The organism is Stutzerimonas stutzeri RCH2 (assembly GCF_000327065.1).
Taxonomy (GTDB): Bacteria; Pseudomonadota; Gammaproteobacteria; order Pseudomonadales; family Pseudomonadaceae; genus Stutzerimonas; species Stutzerimonas stutzeri_AE.
Genome location: NC_019936.1, coordinates 3,160,112 through 3,176,926, shown reverse-complemented (window position 1 = coordinate 3,176,926; position 16,815 = coordinate 3,160,112). Strand labels below are relative to the sequence as shown.

Genomic DNA, 16,815 nt, shown 5'->3' with positions numbered 1-16,815 from the left:
TATTTTCCGTATTTTTCTTTGCAGACTGTTTACTGAACTGAATCCGTTTAAGGAGAAAGGAATGCTGATTCTGACTCGCCGGGTTGGAGAAACCCTCATGGTGGGTGACGACGTGACTGTCACCGTGTTGGGTGTGAAAGGAAACCAAGTACGTATCGGCGTCAATGCGCCCAAGGAGGTGGCGGTGCATCGCGAGGAGATTTACCAACGGATCCAGAAAGAGAAGGATCAGGAACCAAGCCACTAATTTTTCTGTAATTTTTGGCTTTGCAAACGGGGTAAAGATGGGTATTATGCGCCCCGTGTTGCGGAGAGGTGGCCGAGTGGCCGAAGGCGCTCCCCTGCTAAGGGAGTACACCTCAAAAGGGTGTCGGGGGTTCGAATCCCCCCTTCTCCGCCATTTTGCGTTCTAGGGTTTTTTGATTCTCGCGGCAGCCTGTTTCACTGAAAAGCGTTACGGCAAAGTGCTTGACCCTCAATGTTTACTCCCTATAATGCGCACGCTCAGCGCACTCATAGCTCAGCTGGATAGAGTACTCGGCTACGAACCGAGCGGTCGGAGGTTCGAATCCTCCTGAGTGCGCCATACTCGAACGATATGCAGAAATGCGGGTTGTTCAAGAAACCAGTAGTGAACTGGTCTATCAATCACTTATGCACTCATAGCTCAGCTGGATAGAGTACTCGGCTACGAACCGAGCGGTCGGAGGTTCGAATCCTCCTGAGTGCGCCAATCAAGAGAAGGGCCTGCAGCGATGCAGGCCCTTTTTCGTTTTCGCTTCGGTCAGCGCTTGCCCTGCACGCAGCCGTGCTCGTCGAAACTGACCGTGCGCACCTGACCGCTGCTATCGCGAAAGCGCAGGCGGTCCCGGCCGTTGTTGCTGGTTACATTCTCCGGCCGGCCTAAGGCGCTTTCGACGTCCCGGCGCGTCATGCCAGTGCGGATCTGTTTGCTGATGATCGCGCTGCGTCGTGCGCTTCCGTTCACCCGGTTGCCGCATCCGTCATCTTTCTCTGCCACGATGGCCAATCCGGCATTCCCGCTGCGAGCCGCATCGCTTTTGCTCCGTGGAGGCGCCATCAGCACGGCTTTGCCGGACCCGGGTGCTGGGTTTGCTGTCTGTTGTCGCTGTTGGTGTTGTGTTTCCGGGCATCCTTGCTGGCTGAAGGTGACGTGCCCCGATTGGTCAACGCAGCGAAACACGCTCGCTGGAAATGCCGGGGCGGCGATTAGGAAAAGGCTTGCGCCAACTATCAGTACTTTCATGTTCGTCCTCCATGACTGAACGACTGGTCGCTCAGGCTACTCAATAAAAGCTGCCCGTTCATTCGTGTCTCGCCGCGGCGTGAAGGCGTCGACAGAATGTCGGCTTCGCCACCGTCGATTTGCGCAGTTCAATCCCGGCTATCTGCAATGGCTGCGCTTGAGCGCGTCGTGCCGGCGAGCGCGATGTTATGATTGCCGCATCTGCCCCCTAGGGTCTGTGGAACAACCTTCCCTTATGGACTTACCCAGTAGTCGCTCAAGTTTCCAGTTTGCCAATCACGTACTGATTGATTGATTTCCCCTGGCGCACTCCCCGGCCGGGGGTGGAGTGCGCCATGACAGAAGTAGAAGCAAAAAAGCCTCAAGAGACCTTGCAAGACCGCCTGGCGCAGGTGGTCGAATTGCTCCAGCGCTACCGCCTTGGTGAGGATCTTGAGTATCGCCAGGACGGCCTGCAAGGCGAGCCCGGCGAAGACCCGCGACAGATCCTCGTTGAGCTGCAGCGCAAACTCGACGAGCTGCACCCTGCGGACGTCGCGCACATCCTCGAGGCGCTACCGCTTGATGAGCGATTGACCGTCTGGCAGCTCGTCAAGGCCGAGCGCGACGGCGACATCCTGCTCGAAGTCTCCGATGCGGTTCGGGAAACGCTGATCGCCGACATGGACGATCACGAGCTGCTTGCCGCTGCTAAAGAAATGGACGCGGACGAGCTGGCCGACCTGGCGCCCGAACTGCCGCGTGACGTCGTCCACGAGCTGATGGAAACCCTTGATGCTCAACAGCGTGAGCGAGTCCGTTCGGCTCTGTCTTACGAAGAGGATCAGGTCGGGGCGCTGATGGACTTCGAGATGGTGACGATCCGAGAGGACGTTAGCCTGGAAGTGGTGCTTCGTTATCTCCGGCGGCTCAAGGAGCTGCCAGGCCACACCGATAAGCTGTTCGTGGTCGATTACGACGGCGTGCTCAAGGGTGTGCTGCCCATCAAGCGGCTACTGGTGAATGATCCGGAAAAACAGGTAGCGGAGGTCATGGCCAGTGATCCGGTGACATTTCATCCGGATGAAGATGCCTACGACGCCGCCCAGGCATTCGAACGCTACGACTTGGTATCGACTCCAGTAGTCGACAAGAGCGGCAAGCTCATCGGCCGTCTGACTATCGATGAGATGGTCGACCTGATCCGTGAAGAGAGCGAAACCGAAGTGCTCAACATGGCTGGTCTGCGCGAGGAGGAAGATATCTTTGCCTCGGTCTGGAAATCCGTCCGTAACCGTTGGGCCTGGCTGGCAGTCAATCTGGTTACCGCTTTCATTGCGTCGCGGGTGATCGGCCTTTTCGATGGCTCTATCGAGAAGCTGGTGGCCCTGGCAGCCCTGATGCCAATTGTCGCAGGCATCGGCGGCAACTCTGGCAACCAGACGATCACCATGATCGTAAGGGCCATGGCTCTTGATCAGGTGGGCACGGGTAATACTGCCAGGCTGTTGCGCAAGGAAGTTGGCGTTGGCTTGGTCAACGGTCTGGTGTGGGGTGGGGTAATCGGTGCAGTTGCCTATTGGCTATACGGTAGCTGGTCTCTAGGCGTGGTGATGACGGCAGCGATGACGTTGAACCTGTTGCTTGCGGCGCTCATGGGGGTCCTTATCCCGATGACGCTGGCCCGGCTTGGGCGTGACCCGGCGATGGGGGCTAGCGTGATGATTACTGCCATGACCGATAGTGGCGGGTTCTTCATTTTCCTCGGATTGGCGACAATTTTTCTGCTGTAACTGGCGTTTTCGCGCTTTATTGGGGTTTGCCTTGTTTCGCTGTTTCGGGCTAAGGTTCGGCCGTTTCGTGTGTCGCGAAACGTGTCCGAACTAACGCAGCGAATAACAAGCAGCTTGAGCTGCTGACAAGGGAACTCCCGATGACCCCCAGCCAACTCCTGCTCGAAGGCGTCGAACTCATGCTGTTCGGCATCGGTTTCGTCTTCGCCTTCCTCGTTCTGTTGATCCTTTGCATTCGCCTGATGTCCTATCTGACCGGCCGCTTCGTCAGCGAGCAGCCGCTTCAGGTAGCGGCTGCCCAGGCAGCGAGTGCTGAAACAGATGCGGATACTCTTGCAGCCATCCAGGCCGCGATTCATCAACACCGCGCGCGACGCGGATGACTCTGGACAGGGAGTTCCTTCCATGACAGTTGCTAAACAGCCGCTCGGCATTACCGACGTGGTGCTGCGTGACGCGCACCAATCCATCCTTGCCACCCGTGTTCGCCTGGAAGACATGCTGCCGATCGCCGCTAAGCTCGATCAAGTCGGCTTCTGGTCGGTCGAGAGTTGGGGCGGAGCGACCTTTGATGCATGTATCCGTTACCTGGGAGAAGACCCCTGGGAGCGTATCCGAGAACTCAAAAAGGCTATGCCCAACACCCGCCAGCAAATGTTGCTGCGTGGACAGAACCTCTTGGGCTACCGCCACTACGCCGACGATGTGGTGGAGAAGTTCGTCGAGCGGGCTGCTGTCAACGGCGTCGACGTGTTCCGTGTTTTTGATGCGATGAACGATCCGCGCAATCTGGAAACCGCTCTGCGCGCGGTCAAGCAACAAGGCAAGCATGCGCAGGGCACCATTTCCTATACCACCAGTCCGGTGCATACCCTGGAAATGTGGGTTGACCTGGCCAAGCAGATCGAAGACATGGGGGCCGACTCTGTAGCGATCAAGGACATGGCCGGCATCCTTACGCCGTATATGGCTTTCGAGCTTGTCTCGCGTTTGAAGGCCAGTCTCGCCATTCCGATCCATATGCAGTGTCATGCCACCGCTGGCCTGTCCACTGCCGCGATTCTGAAGGCCGTCGAGGCCGGTATCGACAATGTCGATACCGCTATTTCCTCGCTTTCGATGACGTACGGCCACTCGCCGACTGAGTCGGTAGTCGCGATTTTCCAGGGGACAGATCGCGATACTCGCCTGAATCTGGAGTTGCTCGAAGAAATCGCAGCGTACTTCCGTGAGGTGCGCAAAAAGTACGCAAAGTTCGAAGGGACGTTGCGAGGTGTCGATTCCCGGATCCTGGTGGCTCAGGTCCCGGGTGGCATGCTGACCAACATGGAAGGCCAGCTCAAGGAGCAAGGCGCCCTGGACAAATTCGATGACGTCCTCGCGGAAATACCGCGAGTCCGCGAGGACCTGGGCTTCATTCCGCTGGTAACTCCGACCTCGCAGATTGTCGGCACGCAGGCCGTCATCAACGTCCTGACCGGCGAGCGCTACAAGTCGATTACCAAGGAGACGGCTGGTGTGCTCAAGGGGGAGTACGGAGCGGCGCCGGCTCCGTTCAATTCGGCGCTGCAAGCGCGCGTACTGGACGGTGCCGAGGTGATTACTTGCCGTCCTGCCGACTTGCTACAGCCGGAGATGGAGCGCTTGACCGTCGAGCTCAAGGGGCTGGCGCAAGAAAAGAACATTACCCTGGCGGCGGACTCGATTGATGATGTTCTGACCTATGCGTTGTTTCCTCAGATCGGACTGAAATTCCTCGAGAACCGAGGCAACCCTGCTGCGTTCGAACCCGCGCCAAATGGCAGCGATTTGCCGGCGCGCGAACCTGGCAAGCCGGAGGTGTATACCGTAGACGTCAATGGCAAATCGTTCGTTGTGCAGGTTTCAGACGGCGGTGATATCGAGGGTATCAAACCCCTCGGTGGCGCTCCGGCGAATGCCGCCAGCACCGCTGCGGTTGCGCCAACCAGTGGCGAACCTCAGGCGGCGCCGTTGGCTGGAAATATCTTCAAGGTGCTTGTGCAGCCGGGACAGTTGGTTCAGGAAGGCGACCTGGTGATCATCCTCGAGGCCATGAAGATGGAAACCGAAATCCGGGCCTTCAAGGCCGGCACGGTTGCCTCGGTCAATGTAAAGGTTGGCGACGCGGTTTCGGTCGGCGACAGCTTATTGAGCATCGCTTAAGGGGAGTTGCATGGATAAGTTGCTCAAGCTGTGGCAAGGGACCGGTCTCTATCATCTGGAGCCAGGGCAGGCGCTGATGATCCTGGTCTGCCTTGGATTGATCTATCTGGCTATCCGCAAAGGATTCGAGCCTCTGCTGCTGATACCGATCGGTTTCGGCGGCATTCTGGCCAATATTCCAGTCGCTAATATGGGAGAGGGCGCGGGAATCCTTCATTTGTTTTATGAAGTGGGCTTGCCGACCAGCGTCTTTCCGCTGCTGATTTTCATGGGCGTCGGCGCCATGACGGACTTCGGTCCGATGCTTGCCAATCCTAAGACCCTGTTGCTCGGTGCGGCTGCGCAGTTCGGTATCTTTGCTACCCTGCTCGGTGCCCTGGCTCTCACAGCGGCTGGAATTCCAGGTATGGAGTTCACCCTGCGCGAAGCGGCATCGATCGCCATCATTGGAGGCGCGGATGGTCCTACGTCCATCTTTGTAACGTCCAAACTGGCGCCGGAGCTTCTCGGTCCGATTGCAGTGGCCGCCTATTCCTACATGGCGCTGGTGCCCTTGATCCAGCCACCCATCATGCGCGCACTTACTACCAAGGAAGAGCGCGCGATTGTCATGACGCAGCTGCGTCATGTCAGTCAGGTCGAGAAGATTGTCTTTCCGTTGGTGCTCTGCCTTCTGGTGGGCCTGTTATTGCCCGATGCGGCTCCGCTGGTAGGTATGTTCGCGTTTGGCAACTTGTTGCGCGAATGCGGCGTTGTAGACCGCCTGGCCGACACGTCACGCAATGCACTGATCAACATCGTCACCATCGCGCTTGGTCTAACGGTGGGGTCGAAACTTTCTGCTGAGGCGTTTTTGCAGATCAAGACCCTGGGCATTCTCGTCCTGGGAATGGTTGCCTTCTGCGGTGGGACCGCGGCCGGGATCTTCATGGCCAAGATCATGAACCGCTTCAGCCAGAATAAGATCAATCCGCTGATTGGTTCTGCTGGGGTTTCGGCGGTCCCGATGGCGGCCCGTGTCTCTAACAAGGTCGGTTTGGAGGCGAACCCTCAAAACTTCCTGCTGATGCATGCCATGGGGCCGAACGTGGCGGGCGTCATTGGCTCTGCCGTTGCAGCAGGCGTTCTGCTCAACTTCGTCGGCTGAACAAGCTCCCTCATATCCAGGCGGTCGGCGGACTCGCCTGGAGTGTCACAAGCAGTCCTCATGACCAATCATTCGATGGCGCGGCGGGGCCACAGCGAAGCGTTCGTTGCCGCATTTGATGATTCGGGGGGGGGGGCGGCCTCGCGCAGTCTAGTCTTTGCCTTGCCGGCACGATAAGCGCGGTCTGCGCCATGATTAGGCTGGGTCGTGTTTGGTGAGGCGCAGGGGAGGCGGGGTCTACTTTACTCGAGCCTGCAGAGCAGGCGGCGTGAGGCGGCTGTTGCCTCTCACGCCACGCGATCAATTAGTCGTCTTCTTTGTTCAGCTCGGTATCCTGCGCAATCAGGGCGATCAGCGCGTTCTGCTGGCGATGCGCGAGCTGTCTGAAGCGTTGCAAAAGCTCTCGCTCATGCAGGGAAAGCTCAGGACTGTCCAAGCGCATGCTGAGATCATCGTCCAGCGCACCTTCCTGTAAAAGACTCTGCTCCAGCCTCGCAATGATCTCTGAGTTCATGCTGCGATGGTGGTTGCGTGCGACTTCAGCGATGCGCTCGCGCATGCCATCGGGAAGGCGAACGACGAACTTGTCAGCCGTGCGGCTGGAATAAACTGCCTGTTTCATAGGGCGCATAATTAACCGGTTAGTCAGGTGGGCGTGCTGGCGTATTGCCGGGGTGGTCACCGGTCTGACAACCAACAGTACTTGCTGTTCCGTCTTATCACCGAAAAATCTCTAGACGGCTTCATGGCGCCAATTGTACGTCGTCTGAGCGATTAGTAAAGTCGCTGTGCCATCAATGTGCCTCTATTGTGAAGCAGTGCCCTATGCGGATCCGGACCTGCTCATCATCATCAGCTAGCGAAGCACTGGGTCGAATTTGATCCTGCGCCCGATAAGCATCGCCAGAATGAACAGCGTGCCAAAGACACCTATTCCGGCCCGGCTCGCCTGGATGAGACTGTTCGTGAGCTCTGGGGCTAGGAAGGCTCCGTACAGGCATGCGGCAGTCATGGCTAAACAGGTAAGTGCGAATTTTGACATCGAACCTCTCTCCTTTTTGGAACGATTGCGTTTCGAGGCGGCTTAAAAAACCCAGCGCTGAGGCTGTGGACGTGTGTTGGTTTCGCTGCCGGTGAGGGTGATGACCCGAGCACCCTCATCTGCGCTGGTGCGCTGAAAGGTCGGCTGCATATTCATTTCAACCCGTGGCGATGGTGTTTGTGCGGCTGGCAATTGCAAGGCGGTCAGCGCGGCAAGTGCGAAACCTGCGGTGAGGAGATAAACCGGCTGTTTCATGAGGCGTCATCCTTCGCGTCACGTTTAGGTTGCTTCTCCTTTGCAGCAGGTATGCCAAGACTGATAGTAAATAAAATCCTTTGAAATCAATTAGTTATATCAATTATAGGATGTGTTTGGCGTGCGCTTTGCACGGCAGGCCTTATGGCGTCGTGCAATATGCAAGAATGGCCAGGCTGAGTTCGTGTAGAAGTCAGCAATAACGGCCTTAGGCATGACAAATGGTGTTTGGCTCGCTAACATTCGGCGCGCAATTACGTCCCAGTAGCTCAATCGGATAGAGCATCCCCCTCCTAAGGGGAAGGTTGGAGGTTCGACCCCTCTCTGGGACGCCATTTTCTCGTTCGTGGCACCGGTTTAGACGAGTTTTCCTCAGTCTGGGCGGTAAGGCTGGGGCTGCGCTTGCGGCGGTGGGATCGCTGATGCGTTAGCCGAAAGGGCTTTCGGCCGTCTCGCGACGGGCGTCGCGCTGCAGTTGATAGACCAGGCGCTCGATGTGGCGTTGTGTGAGGCCGCTAAGGCGGTGAAAGCGCAGTCCGCATAGGGAAGCATCAAGCTTCTCATCAATCACCAGATGTCGCAGCTCGACTGCTGCCTGGATGGTCCCTATCGATAATCTTGCTGACAGCTCGTACACCTGTCCGGTTTGCAGGCTGGCTTGTTGATTGCCTTTGATGCTGAGCTTGCAGCCAGTAGCTGAGATATCGAGCAGCCTGCCTTCCAATGCTTTGCGTAAAGCGGCACCACCAAGCTGGGCGGCAACGGCTGGCTCTTTCAGTTGCGCGCGGTAGGCGTTGCGGCGCTGATGGTAGGTCAGTTCCGCTGGGGTCGGTATCCAGTAACAGCGAGCGCCATCTATTTCGCCGACGTGGACTTTCTCGTCATTCGCCCAGGAAACCCGTGCTCCCTCATAGAAGCCTTCGATATGAAAGGCTTCGCCCTGTAACAGGAAGCGCTCGCCATCATTCGGAATCAATTCGTCGAGCGCAATCCAACCGGTCTCGCGATTCATTTCCACAAGGAAGGTCTGATAACGCTGACTACGCTCGTTAAAGCGCAGGGTGAGGGGGGTGTTGTTATCGATGAGTGGCCGCAGATTGGCGTATATCTCTAGGGGCGCCGTAAGAAGTTTCGGCGGCTGCGGACCTTCTTCGTCCAGAAGTAGGCTAGACACGGTCCGCGGATCCCTGGCACATCTTCATAACCATCACGTTGTGTCCTGGTGCGTTGATTCAGGCTTGGCTCAGGGGCCGCTGCTGCTTGCTTTTGGAGGCGCCGCCGCGATTGTCATACAGGCTGGGCGTGTCGTCCTTGCCTTGGAGAATGCTTAACATGCTTCCAAGTGCTCCCTGGTTCGCGCGGATCAATCGGCCATTGCGCTCGTTGGCGCCACGACAGTTCTCAAGCTCGGCTTCGAGCAGCTGAGCTGTTTCCAGAATGCTGGCGCCTTCTTGGTATTTGCTCACGGCATTTTCCAGTCCTGCACGATCGGCGCTCAGCTGCTGATCTATCAGCCACTGGCTGCGCAGGGCTCCGTGCTGGCCAAGCAGAGCAAGCAACGGCTGCTTCTTGGTGAGCAGCGCTTCCAGCTCCGTCAGGTTGCGATCGCTCAGTGCTTTGAATTCCTGGTCGATCAGCTCAAGGAGTTCGCGGGCCATGCCGATATCATCGGTCAGCTGCTCCAGCAGGGTGGTTTCGTTCATTTCAGACTCTGGGCGTGCTCGCGAGTGGGATCAGGCTCAGCGCTGCGTTTCGAAAGCCAATAACTTGGCTGCAACACGCTTGCTGTCGACCTGATAGGAACCGTCAGCAATGGCCTGCTTAAGCTTGGATACCCGCTCCTGATCGACCGCAGGTTGCTCGTTGAGCTTGTCGGTCGCCTGTTGCAGGCGCTGGGCTTCGGGGCTCAGCTGTACGGTGTCACCAGTGCTGGTACTCGCGCTGCCGGTTTTCGGTGCGTCGCCTGCGGGCTCTGCTGGGGTGCCGGTGGGACGCTCGTTACCTTGCACACTGCTGCGCCCGTTAGGGGCGTTCAATGGGCTGTTCGGTCGATTGAAGTCGATGACCATGATGCAAACCTCGAAGGAATCAGGACGCTTGCCATGTGTTCGGCAACAATGGAGCAAACTTTAGCTTTTTTTTCGGGATCGCACACCGGAAAAGTGCGCCAGGCCCATTGCAGCTACATTGCAACTTCAACCTGACCGGGGCCAGTAACGCGGGCTTTGATTATTCGACCAGAGCGCTGGTTTTTAACAGGGATCTGCTTGCCCGGGACGCCATCCGTCATCGCCTCGCCTGGCATCCGGACGCTGATGGATCCGCTCCTGGCTGTAATGACGACCTGATCGCCTTTCCGTACGACCTTGGCCAGCTCCATTTGGTTGGGTGTGATCACCTGATCTGGCTGTACGGGGCGGGTGAGCTTGTTGCCCAGTACTTCGTCGAGTCGCGTCAGATAGCCTTGGTTGAGGTTCGACACGTCCCGCTCGGCGAGGCTCACATCAGCGTCGGCCAATACCGTATCACGCAGTAATGATCGATTGGCGACGACCACCTCGCGGTAGAGTCGGACCTGCGCCGGGACGAACACTGACCAGGGGGCATTGCCTTCGCAACTTACCCGTACCGTGACTCGTCCTATGGGGGGCGCAGAATTAGCGAAGCTCGCCGCAAGCGGCTGGTCGCATTGATTCAGGCGCAGTCTGGGGTCCAGGCGGCTGACTGCGATTTCGTGGCGCGCAACGATGCTGCTGCGATTTAAATAGTCCACTACTGCGCGCTCAAGAAACTGCTCAGTCACGTCGATAAGCTGGTCAGGGTGTGACATGGTTGATGCGTGTGTGAATTGACTCATCGCGCACAGCGCTGTGAGTAGCAAGTAGCCGCACAGCATCTGGCGACTGCGCCGGAAAATGGTCATATGGACGTTCATATCCCAACCAAAGCAAGGGGCGTGCCGCGTCTAATATTCGTCTGGCCCCAATTATCTGCAAGCAGAGAGGAAGACTGGCATGGCCGGTGTACTGGATTCGGTGAACCAGCGTACCCAATTGGTGGGGCAGAACCGTCTGGAGTTGCTGCTGTTTCGTCTCGAGGGCGAGCAGCTTTATGGGATCAACGTATTCAAGGTGCGCGAAGTTTTGCAGTGCCCGCGTCTGACCATCATGCCCAAATGTGGACGAGTGGTGCGCGGGGTGGCGAGCATTCGCGGCACTACGCTGCCGATCCTCGATCTCTCGCTGGCAACAGGCAAGTCGGCGCTGATGGACCTGCAGAACTCCTTTGCAGTCATTACGGAATACAACAACCGAACACTTGGTTTTCTGGTGAGTTCAGTCGAGCGGATCGTCAACCTCAACTGGGAGGCGATACTGCCGCCGCCAAAAGGCGCGGGGCGTGATCATTACCTGACGGCGGTCACCCACATCGACAACAAGCTGGTCGAAATCATCGACGTGGAGAAGGTGCTGGCAGAAGTGGCTCCCACCTCGGAGGAGGTTTCTTCGGGGGTGATCGATGCCGACACTCGAGCCAAGGCGCTCTCCTGTCGCGTGCTGATTGTCGATGACTCATCAGTGGCGCGTAAGCAGATCACTCGCTGTCTGGAAAATATAGGCATCGAGGTCGTCAAGTTGAACGACGGGCGCGAAGCGCTGAACTATCTGAAGCGGATGGCGGACGAAGGCAAGAAGCCGGCAGAAGAATTCCTGATGATGATTTCTGATATTGAAATGCCGGAAATGGATGGCTATACCCTGACTACCGAGGTGCGACACGATCCGCGCATGCAGGGTATGCATATACTCCTGCATACTTCCCTTTCCGGTGTGTTCAATCAGAACATGGTGAAGCGGGCGGGCGCGGATGATTTCCTCGCCAAGTTCCAGCCTGACGATCTCGCTGCCCGCGTGGCCGAGCGGATCAGGCAGGCGGATGCAAACTGAGGCTAGCTCCTCTCATGATGGTGAGGCTTTATTGGTGTCAGTCGATCTGGATTTCGAGCAGTTCCGGGTATTTCTTGAGAAAACGTGCGGCATCCTGCTGGGCAGCAACAAGCAGTATTTGGTGTCCAGCCGGCTGAACAAGCTGATGGAGCAGCAGGGCATCAAGACGCTCGGCGACTTGGTGCGCAAAATCCAGGCACAGCCGCGTGGTGGGTTACGGGAACTGGTCGTTGATGCGATGACGACCAACGAAACGCTCTGGTTTCGCGATACGTACCCGTTCGAGGTGCTCAAGAGTCGAGTTCTGCCTGAAATGCTCAAAACCGGCTCCGGCCAGCGCCTGCGAATCTGGTCGGCGGCCTGCTCATCGGGACAGGAGCCCTATTCGCTATCGATGGCGATCGATGAGTACGAGCGCAGCAACCCAAGCCAGGCGAAGACCGGGGTGCAAATCGTTGCCACTGAGCTTTCCGGAACCATGCTCGCTGCCTGCAAAGCCGCTGAGTACGACAGCCTGGCTATTGCGCGCGGCCTGTCCAGCGACCGTCTGCAACGCTATTTTGACGTTAAGGCACCGGGGCGTTGGGCGGTAAAGCCGGCAATCCGTTCGCGGGTCGAGTTCAGGGTCCAGAATCTTCTGGACAGCTATGCCGCGCTGGGCAAATTCGACATTGTGTTCTGTCGGAATGTGCTGATCTATTTCTCCGCGGACGTGAAGAAGGACATTCTCAAGCGCATTCACGCCACGCTGCGCCCAGGCGGATATCTCTTTCTGGGCGCCTCGGAAGCCCTTAATGGACTTCCCGAGCTGTACCAGATGGTCCAATGCAGTCCAGGTATCATCTACAAGGCGAAATGAGCGCTGCTCCAGGCGGCAGAAAACCGTCATGCAATGTGGCGGTTGTGGCAGGCAAGCGGTAAAGCCTTGCCGCTTTTGACGCATTGCTGGTCCTTGTCGCGAGCCTAACCCTTGTAAATCAATATGTTGCATGTAGTGGCATGGGCTTTGCTGCAGTTTGCGTAAGCAGACTTGTATCCGGCAGAGGGCCAGATCATGAGCATCAGTTTCGACAAGGCATTGGGTATCCACGAAAAGGCGCTTGGCTTTCGCTCGCAGCGCGCCGAGGTGCTGGCCAACAACATCGCCAATGCCGATACGCCTAACTACAAGGCACGGGATCTGGATTTCAGCAGTGTGCTGGCCGCGCAGTCGGCGCGCAGCCAGGGTGGGTTCGGCGTCACGCGGACCAGCGATAGACATATTGCAGCCGAAGGGCTGGAAATCGCTGATGCGTCCCTGCGCTTTCGTACGCCTGCACACCCGTCGCTCGATCAGAACACCGTCGATCTGCAGATCGAACAATCCAATTATGCGAAGAACGCCGTGGACTTCCAGGCGAGCTTCACCCTGCTCAATAGCAAGTTCAGGGGGCTGATGAGCGCCCTGCGCGGCGAATGAAGGAGTAGCCCATGTCCCTTAGCAGCGTATTCAACATTGCCGGCAGCGGCATGAGTGCCCAAAGCACCCGCCTGAACACCATTTCCAGCAACATCGCCAACGCCGAGACCGTTTCGTCAAGCGTCGATCAGACTTACCGGGCGCGCCATCCGGTATTCGCCACCGTCTTTCAGCAGGCCAACGGCCAGCCCGATCAATCGCTGTTCGCCGGGCAGGACCAGGCCGGGGTTGGTGTCCAGGTATTGGGCGTGGTGGAGGATCAGAGCGAGCTTCAGGCGCGTTACGAGCCCAACCATCCGGCAGCGGATGAAGCCGGTTACGTCTACTACCCGAACGTCAACGTGGTGGAGGAGATGGCCGACATGATTTCAGCCAGCCGTGCGTTTCAGACCAATGCCGAGCTGATGAATACGGCCAAGACCATGTTGCAGAAAGTGCTGACGCTGGGTCAGTGATAGTTACGAGAGCGCACTTATGAGCACTACGAACGGCGTCGGTGGAACCGGCTCGATACTGGATCAGTACCAGTTCGGCGAAAAGCGCGAAGCCAAGGGCAATGATCTTGGCAAGAACGAGTTTCTGGAGCTTCTGGTTGCCCAGCTGAACAACCAGAACCCGCTAGAGCCGCAGGAGAATGGCGAGTTCATCGGCCAGCTGGCGCAGTTCAGTACGGTTGAGGGCGTTGAAAAGCTGAACTCGAGCATGCAGACCATCCTGTCCGGGTATCAGTCGTCCCAGGCGTTGCAGGCTTCCTCGCTGGTTGGCCGCAAGGTGATCGTGCCGACTGACAAGGCGGTGGTGGATACCAGCGAAACCTTCAAGGCCAGCCTTGTGCTGCCAACCTCGAGCAGCAACGTGTTCGTCAATATCTACGACAGCACCGGTGCTGCAGTCGGGCGTGTGAACATGGGGCAGCAGGAGGCCGGCAACATCTCGTTCATGTGGGACGGCAAGGATTCCAGCGGCAATGTCTTGCCGCCGGGTACCTATCGCTTCGAGGCCCAGGCTACCTATCAGGGTGAAACCAAGGGCTTGTACACCTTGCTGCCGGCGAACGTCGACAGCGTCACGCTTGGGCAGAACGGCGGGGAGCTGATGCTCAACCTTGCCGGTATCGGCAGCATCGGCCTCTCCCAGGTCCAGATCATCGGACAATAACCGCCGCACTCTCGGCAAAGGAGCGATTCAATGTCCTTCAATATCGGTCTTAGCGGCCTGCGTGCCGCGAGCAAGGATCTCAACGTCACCGGCAACAACATCGCCAACGCCGGCACCGTAGGCTTCAAACAGTCGCGTGCGGAGTTTTCCGACGTCTACGCGGCGTCCGTGCTCGGTACGGGCAAGAACCCTCAGGGTAGCGGTGTGTTGATGTCGAATATTTCCCAGCAGTTCAATCAGGGGAATATCAACTACACACAGAACGCGCTGGATCTGGCCATCAATGGTAATGGCTTCTTCCAGATCAGCAATAACGGCGCGGTAAGTTATACCCGCGCTGGTTATTTTGGTACTGATCGCAGCGGTTTCCTGGTCGACAACTTCGGCTATAAGCTGCAAGGCTTCCCTGTGGACGGAAACGGCAATCTGCAGAATGGTGTAATTGGTGATCTGCAAATTCAGACTACTAATCAGGCGCCGAAGGCGACCAGTCAGATCAATACGGCATTCAATCTGAACTCGACGCAGAAGTCTCCAGTTACCTGGCAGTCTGCCTATGACGCTTCATTACAGCCTGCGTATGACGCGGCCTATAACACCTCGCTTACTACTGCAGGGCAGGCTGCATATGACGCTGAGTTCGCGGTGAGCGGTGACCCAGCGCTGGCTGAAGATGCACGCGCTGCCGCGCTCGTCAATGCAACAAATATCACCAATGCGCAGGCTGCGGGAAATGCAGCCAAGGCGTTGCCAGCCAATCAGGCAGCAGCTCTGACTGCCGCCAACGGAACCTTTAACCCTGCCGACCCCACGACCTACAACAGTTCGACGTCGCTGAACATCTATGACTCGCAAGGTAATGCCCACGTCATGACGCAATATTTCGTCAAGACGAGTGCCAATACATGGGACATGAAAGTACTCATTGATGGTCGCAACCCGGCTAGTCCTGCACAGGAGCCGCCTCAGCCTTACGTCATGGGGCTGACATTCGATGCTTCCGGTGCGCTGACAGCTATCGATAATGGTGGCTCTGGACTTTTCAGCGTTTCGCCTGATCGGAAAGTTACGCTGAATTCCGCTACGGGCAATCCGCCCAGCGGAGGCTGGATTCCAGCGATCTCCAACGGCGCCACCCCGGCGACCTGGTCTGCCAATGGCGCGCTGGCAAACCCAGGCGGCATCGTGCTCGATTTCTCGAAGTCAACGCAGTACGCCAGTGCCTTCGCCGTGAACAGCGTTGCCCAGGATGGCTACACCACCGGTGAGCTGGCGGGCCTGGAAATCGACGATACCGGCGTGATCTTTGCGCGTTACACCAACGGCCAATCCAAGGTCCAGGGACAGATCATTCTGGCCAATTTTGCCAACGTTCAAGGCCTCACTCCGGTGGGCAAGACCCAGTGGGTGCAGTCGTTCGAATCTGGCGAGCCGGTTGTTGGCACGCCGGGCTCTGGGACGCTCGGTGCTTTGCAGGCGGGGGCTCTGGAAGACTCCAACGTCGAACTGTCTGACCAGCTGGTTAACTTGATCGTCGCTCAGCGTAACTATCAGGCTAACGCCAAGACCATCGAAACCGAGAGTGCAATTACCCAGACCATCATAAATCTGCGGTAATAGTGCGGCAGGTGTGATTGCCGCTGGCGGCAGTATTCCGCCACTCCTCTGAAAGAAGGCCCATCCGGGCCTTCTTTTTATTTATAAAACTCTTATAAATCAATCTGTTGCCTGTTGGTTCGGCTATGGCACGGGCCTTGCATTTTTCATCTCCAACAGATCAGCAAGTGTCAAACTCGCGTCTCGGAGATGTCGATGGACAAGATGCTTTATGTGGCCATGACCGGTGCCAGCCAGAATGCGCGGGCACAGCAGGCCCATGCCAACAATCTGGCGAACATATCAACCACGGGCTTTCGCCGGGATTTCGAACAGGCCCGCTCGATGCAGGTTTTTGGTGATAGCCATCCTGCTCGGGTCTATGCCATGTCCGAGCGTCCCGCCACCGATTTCACCTCCGGCACATTGCAGGAAACCGGTCGCGATCTGGACATCGCTATTGAAGGGGAAGGTTGGATTGCCGTGCAGGCACCAGACGGCAGTGAGGCCTACGTTCGCACCGGCAGCCTGAATATTGACGTGCTGGGCATGTTACGCACCGCCGACGGCATGCCTGTGATGGGTAACGGTGGCCCGATCGCGATTCCGCCGGAGGAGAAGATCGACGTCGGTCATGACGGCACCATCAGTATCCGGGCGCTGGGCGAAAACCCGAACATCGTGGTCACGGTGGATCGGATCAAGTTGGTCAATCCCGATCCGAAGCAGCTGGAAAAGGGTACGGATGGCTTGATTCGCCTGAAAGATGGCCAGCCCGTCGAGCCGGACGCAAACGTACGAGTCGTTTCGGGGTTTCTCGAGGCGAGCAACGTCAACGCGGTATCCGAAATGACTTCCATCCTGGCGCTGTCCCGCCAGTTCGAACTGCACGTAAAGATGATGCGCACCGCCGAAGATGATGCGGCTGCCATGGCGCGCGTACTGCAACTCAGCTAATAGCGTGGCGCCGGCGGCGCACGAGGAGAAA

At 57.5% G+C, this 16,815-nt stretch carries 20 protein-coding genes and 4 tRNA genes; 16 read left to right on the top strand and 8 right to left on the bottom strand.

Annotated elements, in window-relative coordinates; genetic code table 11:
- Nucleotides 1-61 precede the first annotated feature (61 nt).
- From csrA to PSEST_RS14525, 4 genes are all read left to right on the top strand, one after another.
- A complete protein-coding gene (gene csrA / locus PSEST_RS14540; RefSeq protein ID WP_003283978.1) occupies nucleotides 62-247 on the top strand; it encodes a carbon storage regulator CsrA in 186 nt (61 codons plus the stop codon).
- Between the two features lie 62 nt (nucleotides 248-309).
- A tRNA-Ser gene (locus PSEST_RS14535) sits at nucleotides 310-400 on the top strand.
- A 109-nt stretch (nucleotides 401-509) separates the two neighbouring features.
- Nucleotides 510-586, top strand: a tRNA-Arg gene (locus tag PSEST_RS14530).
- Nucleotides 587-656: 70 nt separating this feature from the next.
- Nucleotides 657-733 (top strand) — tRNA-Arg (locus PSEST_RS14525).
- 51 nt (nucleotides 734-784) lie between these two features.
- Here the strand turns inward: PSEST_RS14525 and PSEST_RS14520 are convergent.
- Nucleotides 785-1,267 carry a DUF4124 domain-containing protein gene (locus PSEST_RS14520; protein WP_015277731.1) on the bottom strand — a complete coding sequence of 161 codons (483 nt, stop codon included), beginning with the start codon at nucleotides 1,265-1,267 and terminating at the stop codon, nucleotides 785-787.
- A 335-nt stretch (nucleotides 1,268-1,602) separates the two neighbouring features.
- Here PSEST_RS14520 and mgtE point away from each other — a divergent pair, with 335 nt between their 5' ends.
- The 4 genes from mgtE (at nucleotide 1,603) to PSEST_RS14500 (ending at nucleotide 6,370) form a co-directional block, all read left to right on the top strand.
- Complete coding sequence (gene mgtE, locus PSEST_RS14515; RefSeq protein WP_015277730.1) at nucleotides 1,603-3,039, top strand: magnesium transporter; 1,437 nt, start codon at nucleotides 1,603-1,605, stop codon at nucleotides 3,037-3,039.
- Nucleotides 3,040-3,179: 140 nt separating this feature from the next.
- Complete coding sequence (locus tag PSEST_RS14510) at nucleotides 3,180-3,422, top strand: OadG family protein (RefSeq protein ID WP_015277729.1); 243 nt, start codon at nucleotides 3,180-3,182, stop codon at nucleotides 3,420-3,422.
- A gap of 22 nt (nucleotides 3,423-3,444) precedes the next feature.
- Nucleotides 3,445-5,223: a sodium-extruding oxaloacetate decarboxylase subunit alpha gene (oadA, locus tag PSEST_RS14505; protein WP_015277728.1), complete on the top strand. Its 1,779-nt coding sequence runs from the start codon at nucleotides 3,445-3,447 to the stop codon at nucleotides 5,221-5,223.
- Between the two features lie 10 nt (nucleotides 5,224-5,233).
- Complete coding sequence (locus PSEST_RS14500; RefSeq protein WP_015277727.1) at nucleotides 5,234-6,370, top strand: sodium ion-translocating decarboxylase subunit beta; 1,137 nt, start codon at nucleotides 5,234-5,236, stop codon at nucleotides 6,368-6,370.
- Nucleotides 6,371-6,674: 304 nt separating this feature from the next.
- Here PSEST_RS14500 and PSEST_RS14495 read toward each other — a convergent pair whose 3' ends face one another.
- The 3 genes from PSEST_RS14495 to PSEST_RS14485 all read right to left on the bottom strand — a co-directional run bounded on the left by PSEST_RS14495 (nucleotide 6,675) and on the right by PSEST_RS14485 (nucleotide 7,667).
- Complete coding sequence (locus tag PSEST_RS14495; protein WP_041756717.1) at nucleotides 6,675-7,001, bottom strand: Arc family DNA-binding protein; 327 nt, start codon at nucleotides 6,999-7,001, stop codon at nucleotides 6,675-6,677.
- Nucleotides 7,002-7,226: 225 nt separating this feature from the next.
- Nucleotides 7,227-7,412, bottom strand: coding sequence for a PA3371 family protein (locus tag PSEST_RS22520; RefSeq protein ID WP_015277725.1), 186 nt, complete (start codon nucleotides 7,410-7,412; stop codon nucleotides 7,227-7,229).
- A 42-nt stretch (nucleotides 7,413-7,454) separates the two neighbouring features.
- Nucleotides 7,455-7,667 carry a hypothetical protein gene (locus tag PSEST_RS14485; RefSeq protein ID WP_015277724.1) on the bottom strand — a complete coding sequence of 71 codons (213 nt, stop codon included), beginning with the start codon at nucleotides 7,665-7,667 and terminating at the stop codon, nucleotides 7,455-7,457.
- Nucleotides 7,668-7,925: 258 nt separating this feature from the next.
- Here PSEST_RS14485 and PSEST_RS14480 point away from each other — a divergent pair.
- Nucleotides 7,926-8,002: transfer RNA gene (locus PSEST_RS14480), tRNA-Arg, on the top strand.
- A 92-nt stretch (nucleotides 8,003-8,094) separates the two neighbouring features.
- Here PSEST_RS14480 and PSEST_RS14475 read toward each other — a convergent pair.
- From PSEST_RS14475 to flgA, 4 genes are all read right to left on the bottom strand, one after another.
- Entirely contained in the window at nucleotides 8,095-8,841 is a 747-nt protein-coding gene (locus PSEST_RS14475; protein ID WP_015277723.1) for a flagellar brake protein, read from the bottom strand.
- 58 nt (nucleotides 8,842-8,899) lie between these two features.
- Nucleotides 8,900-9,370 carry a flagella synthesis protein FlgN gene (locus PSEST_RS14470; RefSeq protein ID WP_015277722.1) on the bottom strand — a complete coding sequence of 157 codons (471 nt, stop codon included), beginning with the start codon at nucleotides 9,368-9,370 and terminating at the stop codon, nucleotides 8,900-8,902.
- Nucleotides 9,371-9,406: 36 nt separating this feature from the next.
- Nucleotides 9,407-9,736 (bottom strand): flagellar biosynthesis anti-sigma factor FlgM, encoded by a 330-nt coding sequence (flgM, locus tag PSEST_RS14465; protein ID WP_015277721.1) that lies wholly within the window; start codon nucleotides 9,734-9,736, stop codon nucleotides 9,407-9,409.
- 113 nt (nucleotides 9,737-9,849) lie between these two features.
- Entirely contained in the window at nucleotides 9,850-10,590 is a 741-nt protein-coding gene (flgA, locus tag PSEST_RS14460) for a flagellar basal body P-ring formation chaperone FlgA (RefSeq protein ID WP_041756714.1), read from the bottom strand.
- Between the two features lie 91 nt (nucleotides 10,591-10,681).
- Here flgA and PSEST_RS14455 point away from each other — a divergent pair, with 91 nt between their 5' ends.
- From PSEST_RS14455 to flgF, 7 genes are all read left to right on the top strand, one after another.
- The gene (locus PSEST_RS14455) at nucleotides 10,682-11,614 is read left to right on the top strand and encodes a chemotaxis protein CheV (RefSeq protein ID WP_015277719.1); all 933 of its coding nucleotides are present in this window, start codon (nucleotides 10,682-10,684) and stop codon (nucleotides 11,612-11,614) included.
- Entirely contained in the window at nucleotides 11,604-12,473 is an 870-nt protein-coding gene (cheR, locus tag PSEST_RS14450; protein WP_375708256.1) for a protein-glutamate O-methyltransferase CheR, read from the top strand. The genes PSEST_RS14455 and cheR overlap by 11 nt, the downstream gene beginning before the upstream one ends.
- A 195-nt stretch (nucleotides 12,474-12,668) precedes the next feature.
- Complete coding sequence (gene flgB, locus PSEST_RS14445; protein WP_015277717.1) at nucleotides 12,669-13,073, top strand: flagellar basal body rod protein FlgB; 405 nt, start codon at nucleotides 12,669-12,671, stop codon at nucleotides 13,071-13,073.
- An 11-nt stretch (nucleotides 13,074-13,084) separates the two neighbouring features.
- Nucleotides 13,085-13,528, top strand: coding sequence for a flagellar basal body rod protein FlgC (flgC, locus tag PSEST_RS14440; protein WP_013982229.1), 444 nt, complete (start codon nucleotides 13,085-13,087; stop codon nucleotides 13,526-13,528).
- Between the two features lie 19 nt (nucleotides 13,529-13,547).
- A complete protein-coding gene (flgD, locus tag PSEST_RS14435; RefSeq protein ID WP_015277716.1) occupies nucleotides 13,548-14,231 on the top strand; it encodes a flagellar hook assembly protein FlgD in 684 nt (227 codons plus the stop codon).
- Nucleotides 14,232-14,261: 30 nt separating this feature from the next.
- Complete coding sequence (locus PSEST_RS14430; protein WP_015277715.1) at nucleotides 14,262-15,848, top strand: flagellar hook protein FlgE; 1,587 nt, start codon at nucleotides 14,262-14,264, stop codon at nucleotides 15,846-15,848.
- Between the two features lie 195 nt (nucleotides 15,849-16,043).
- Nucleotides 16,044-16,784, top strand: coding sequence for a flagellar basal-body rod protein FlgF (flgF, locus tag PSEST_RS14425; RefSeq protein ID WP_015277714.1), 741 nt, complete (start codon nucleotides 16,044-16,046; stop codon nucleotides 16,782-16,784).
- The last annotated feature ends 31 nt before the right edge of the window (nucleotides 16,785-16,815 follow it).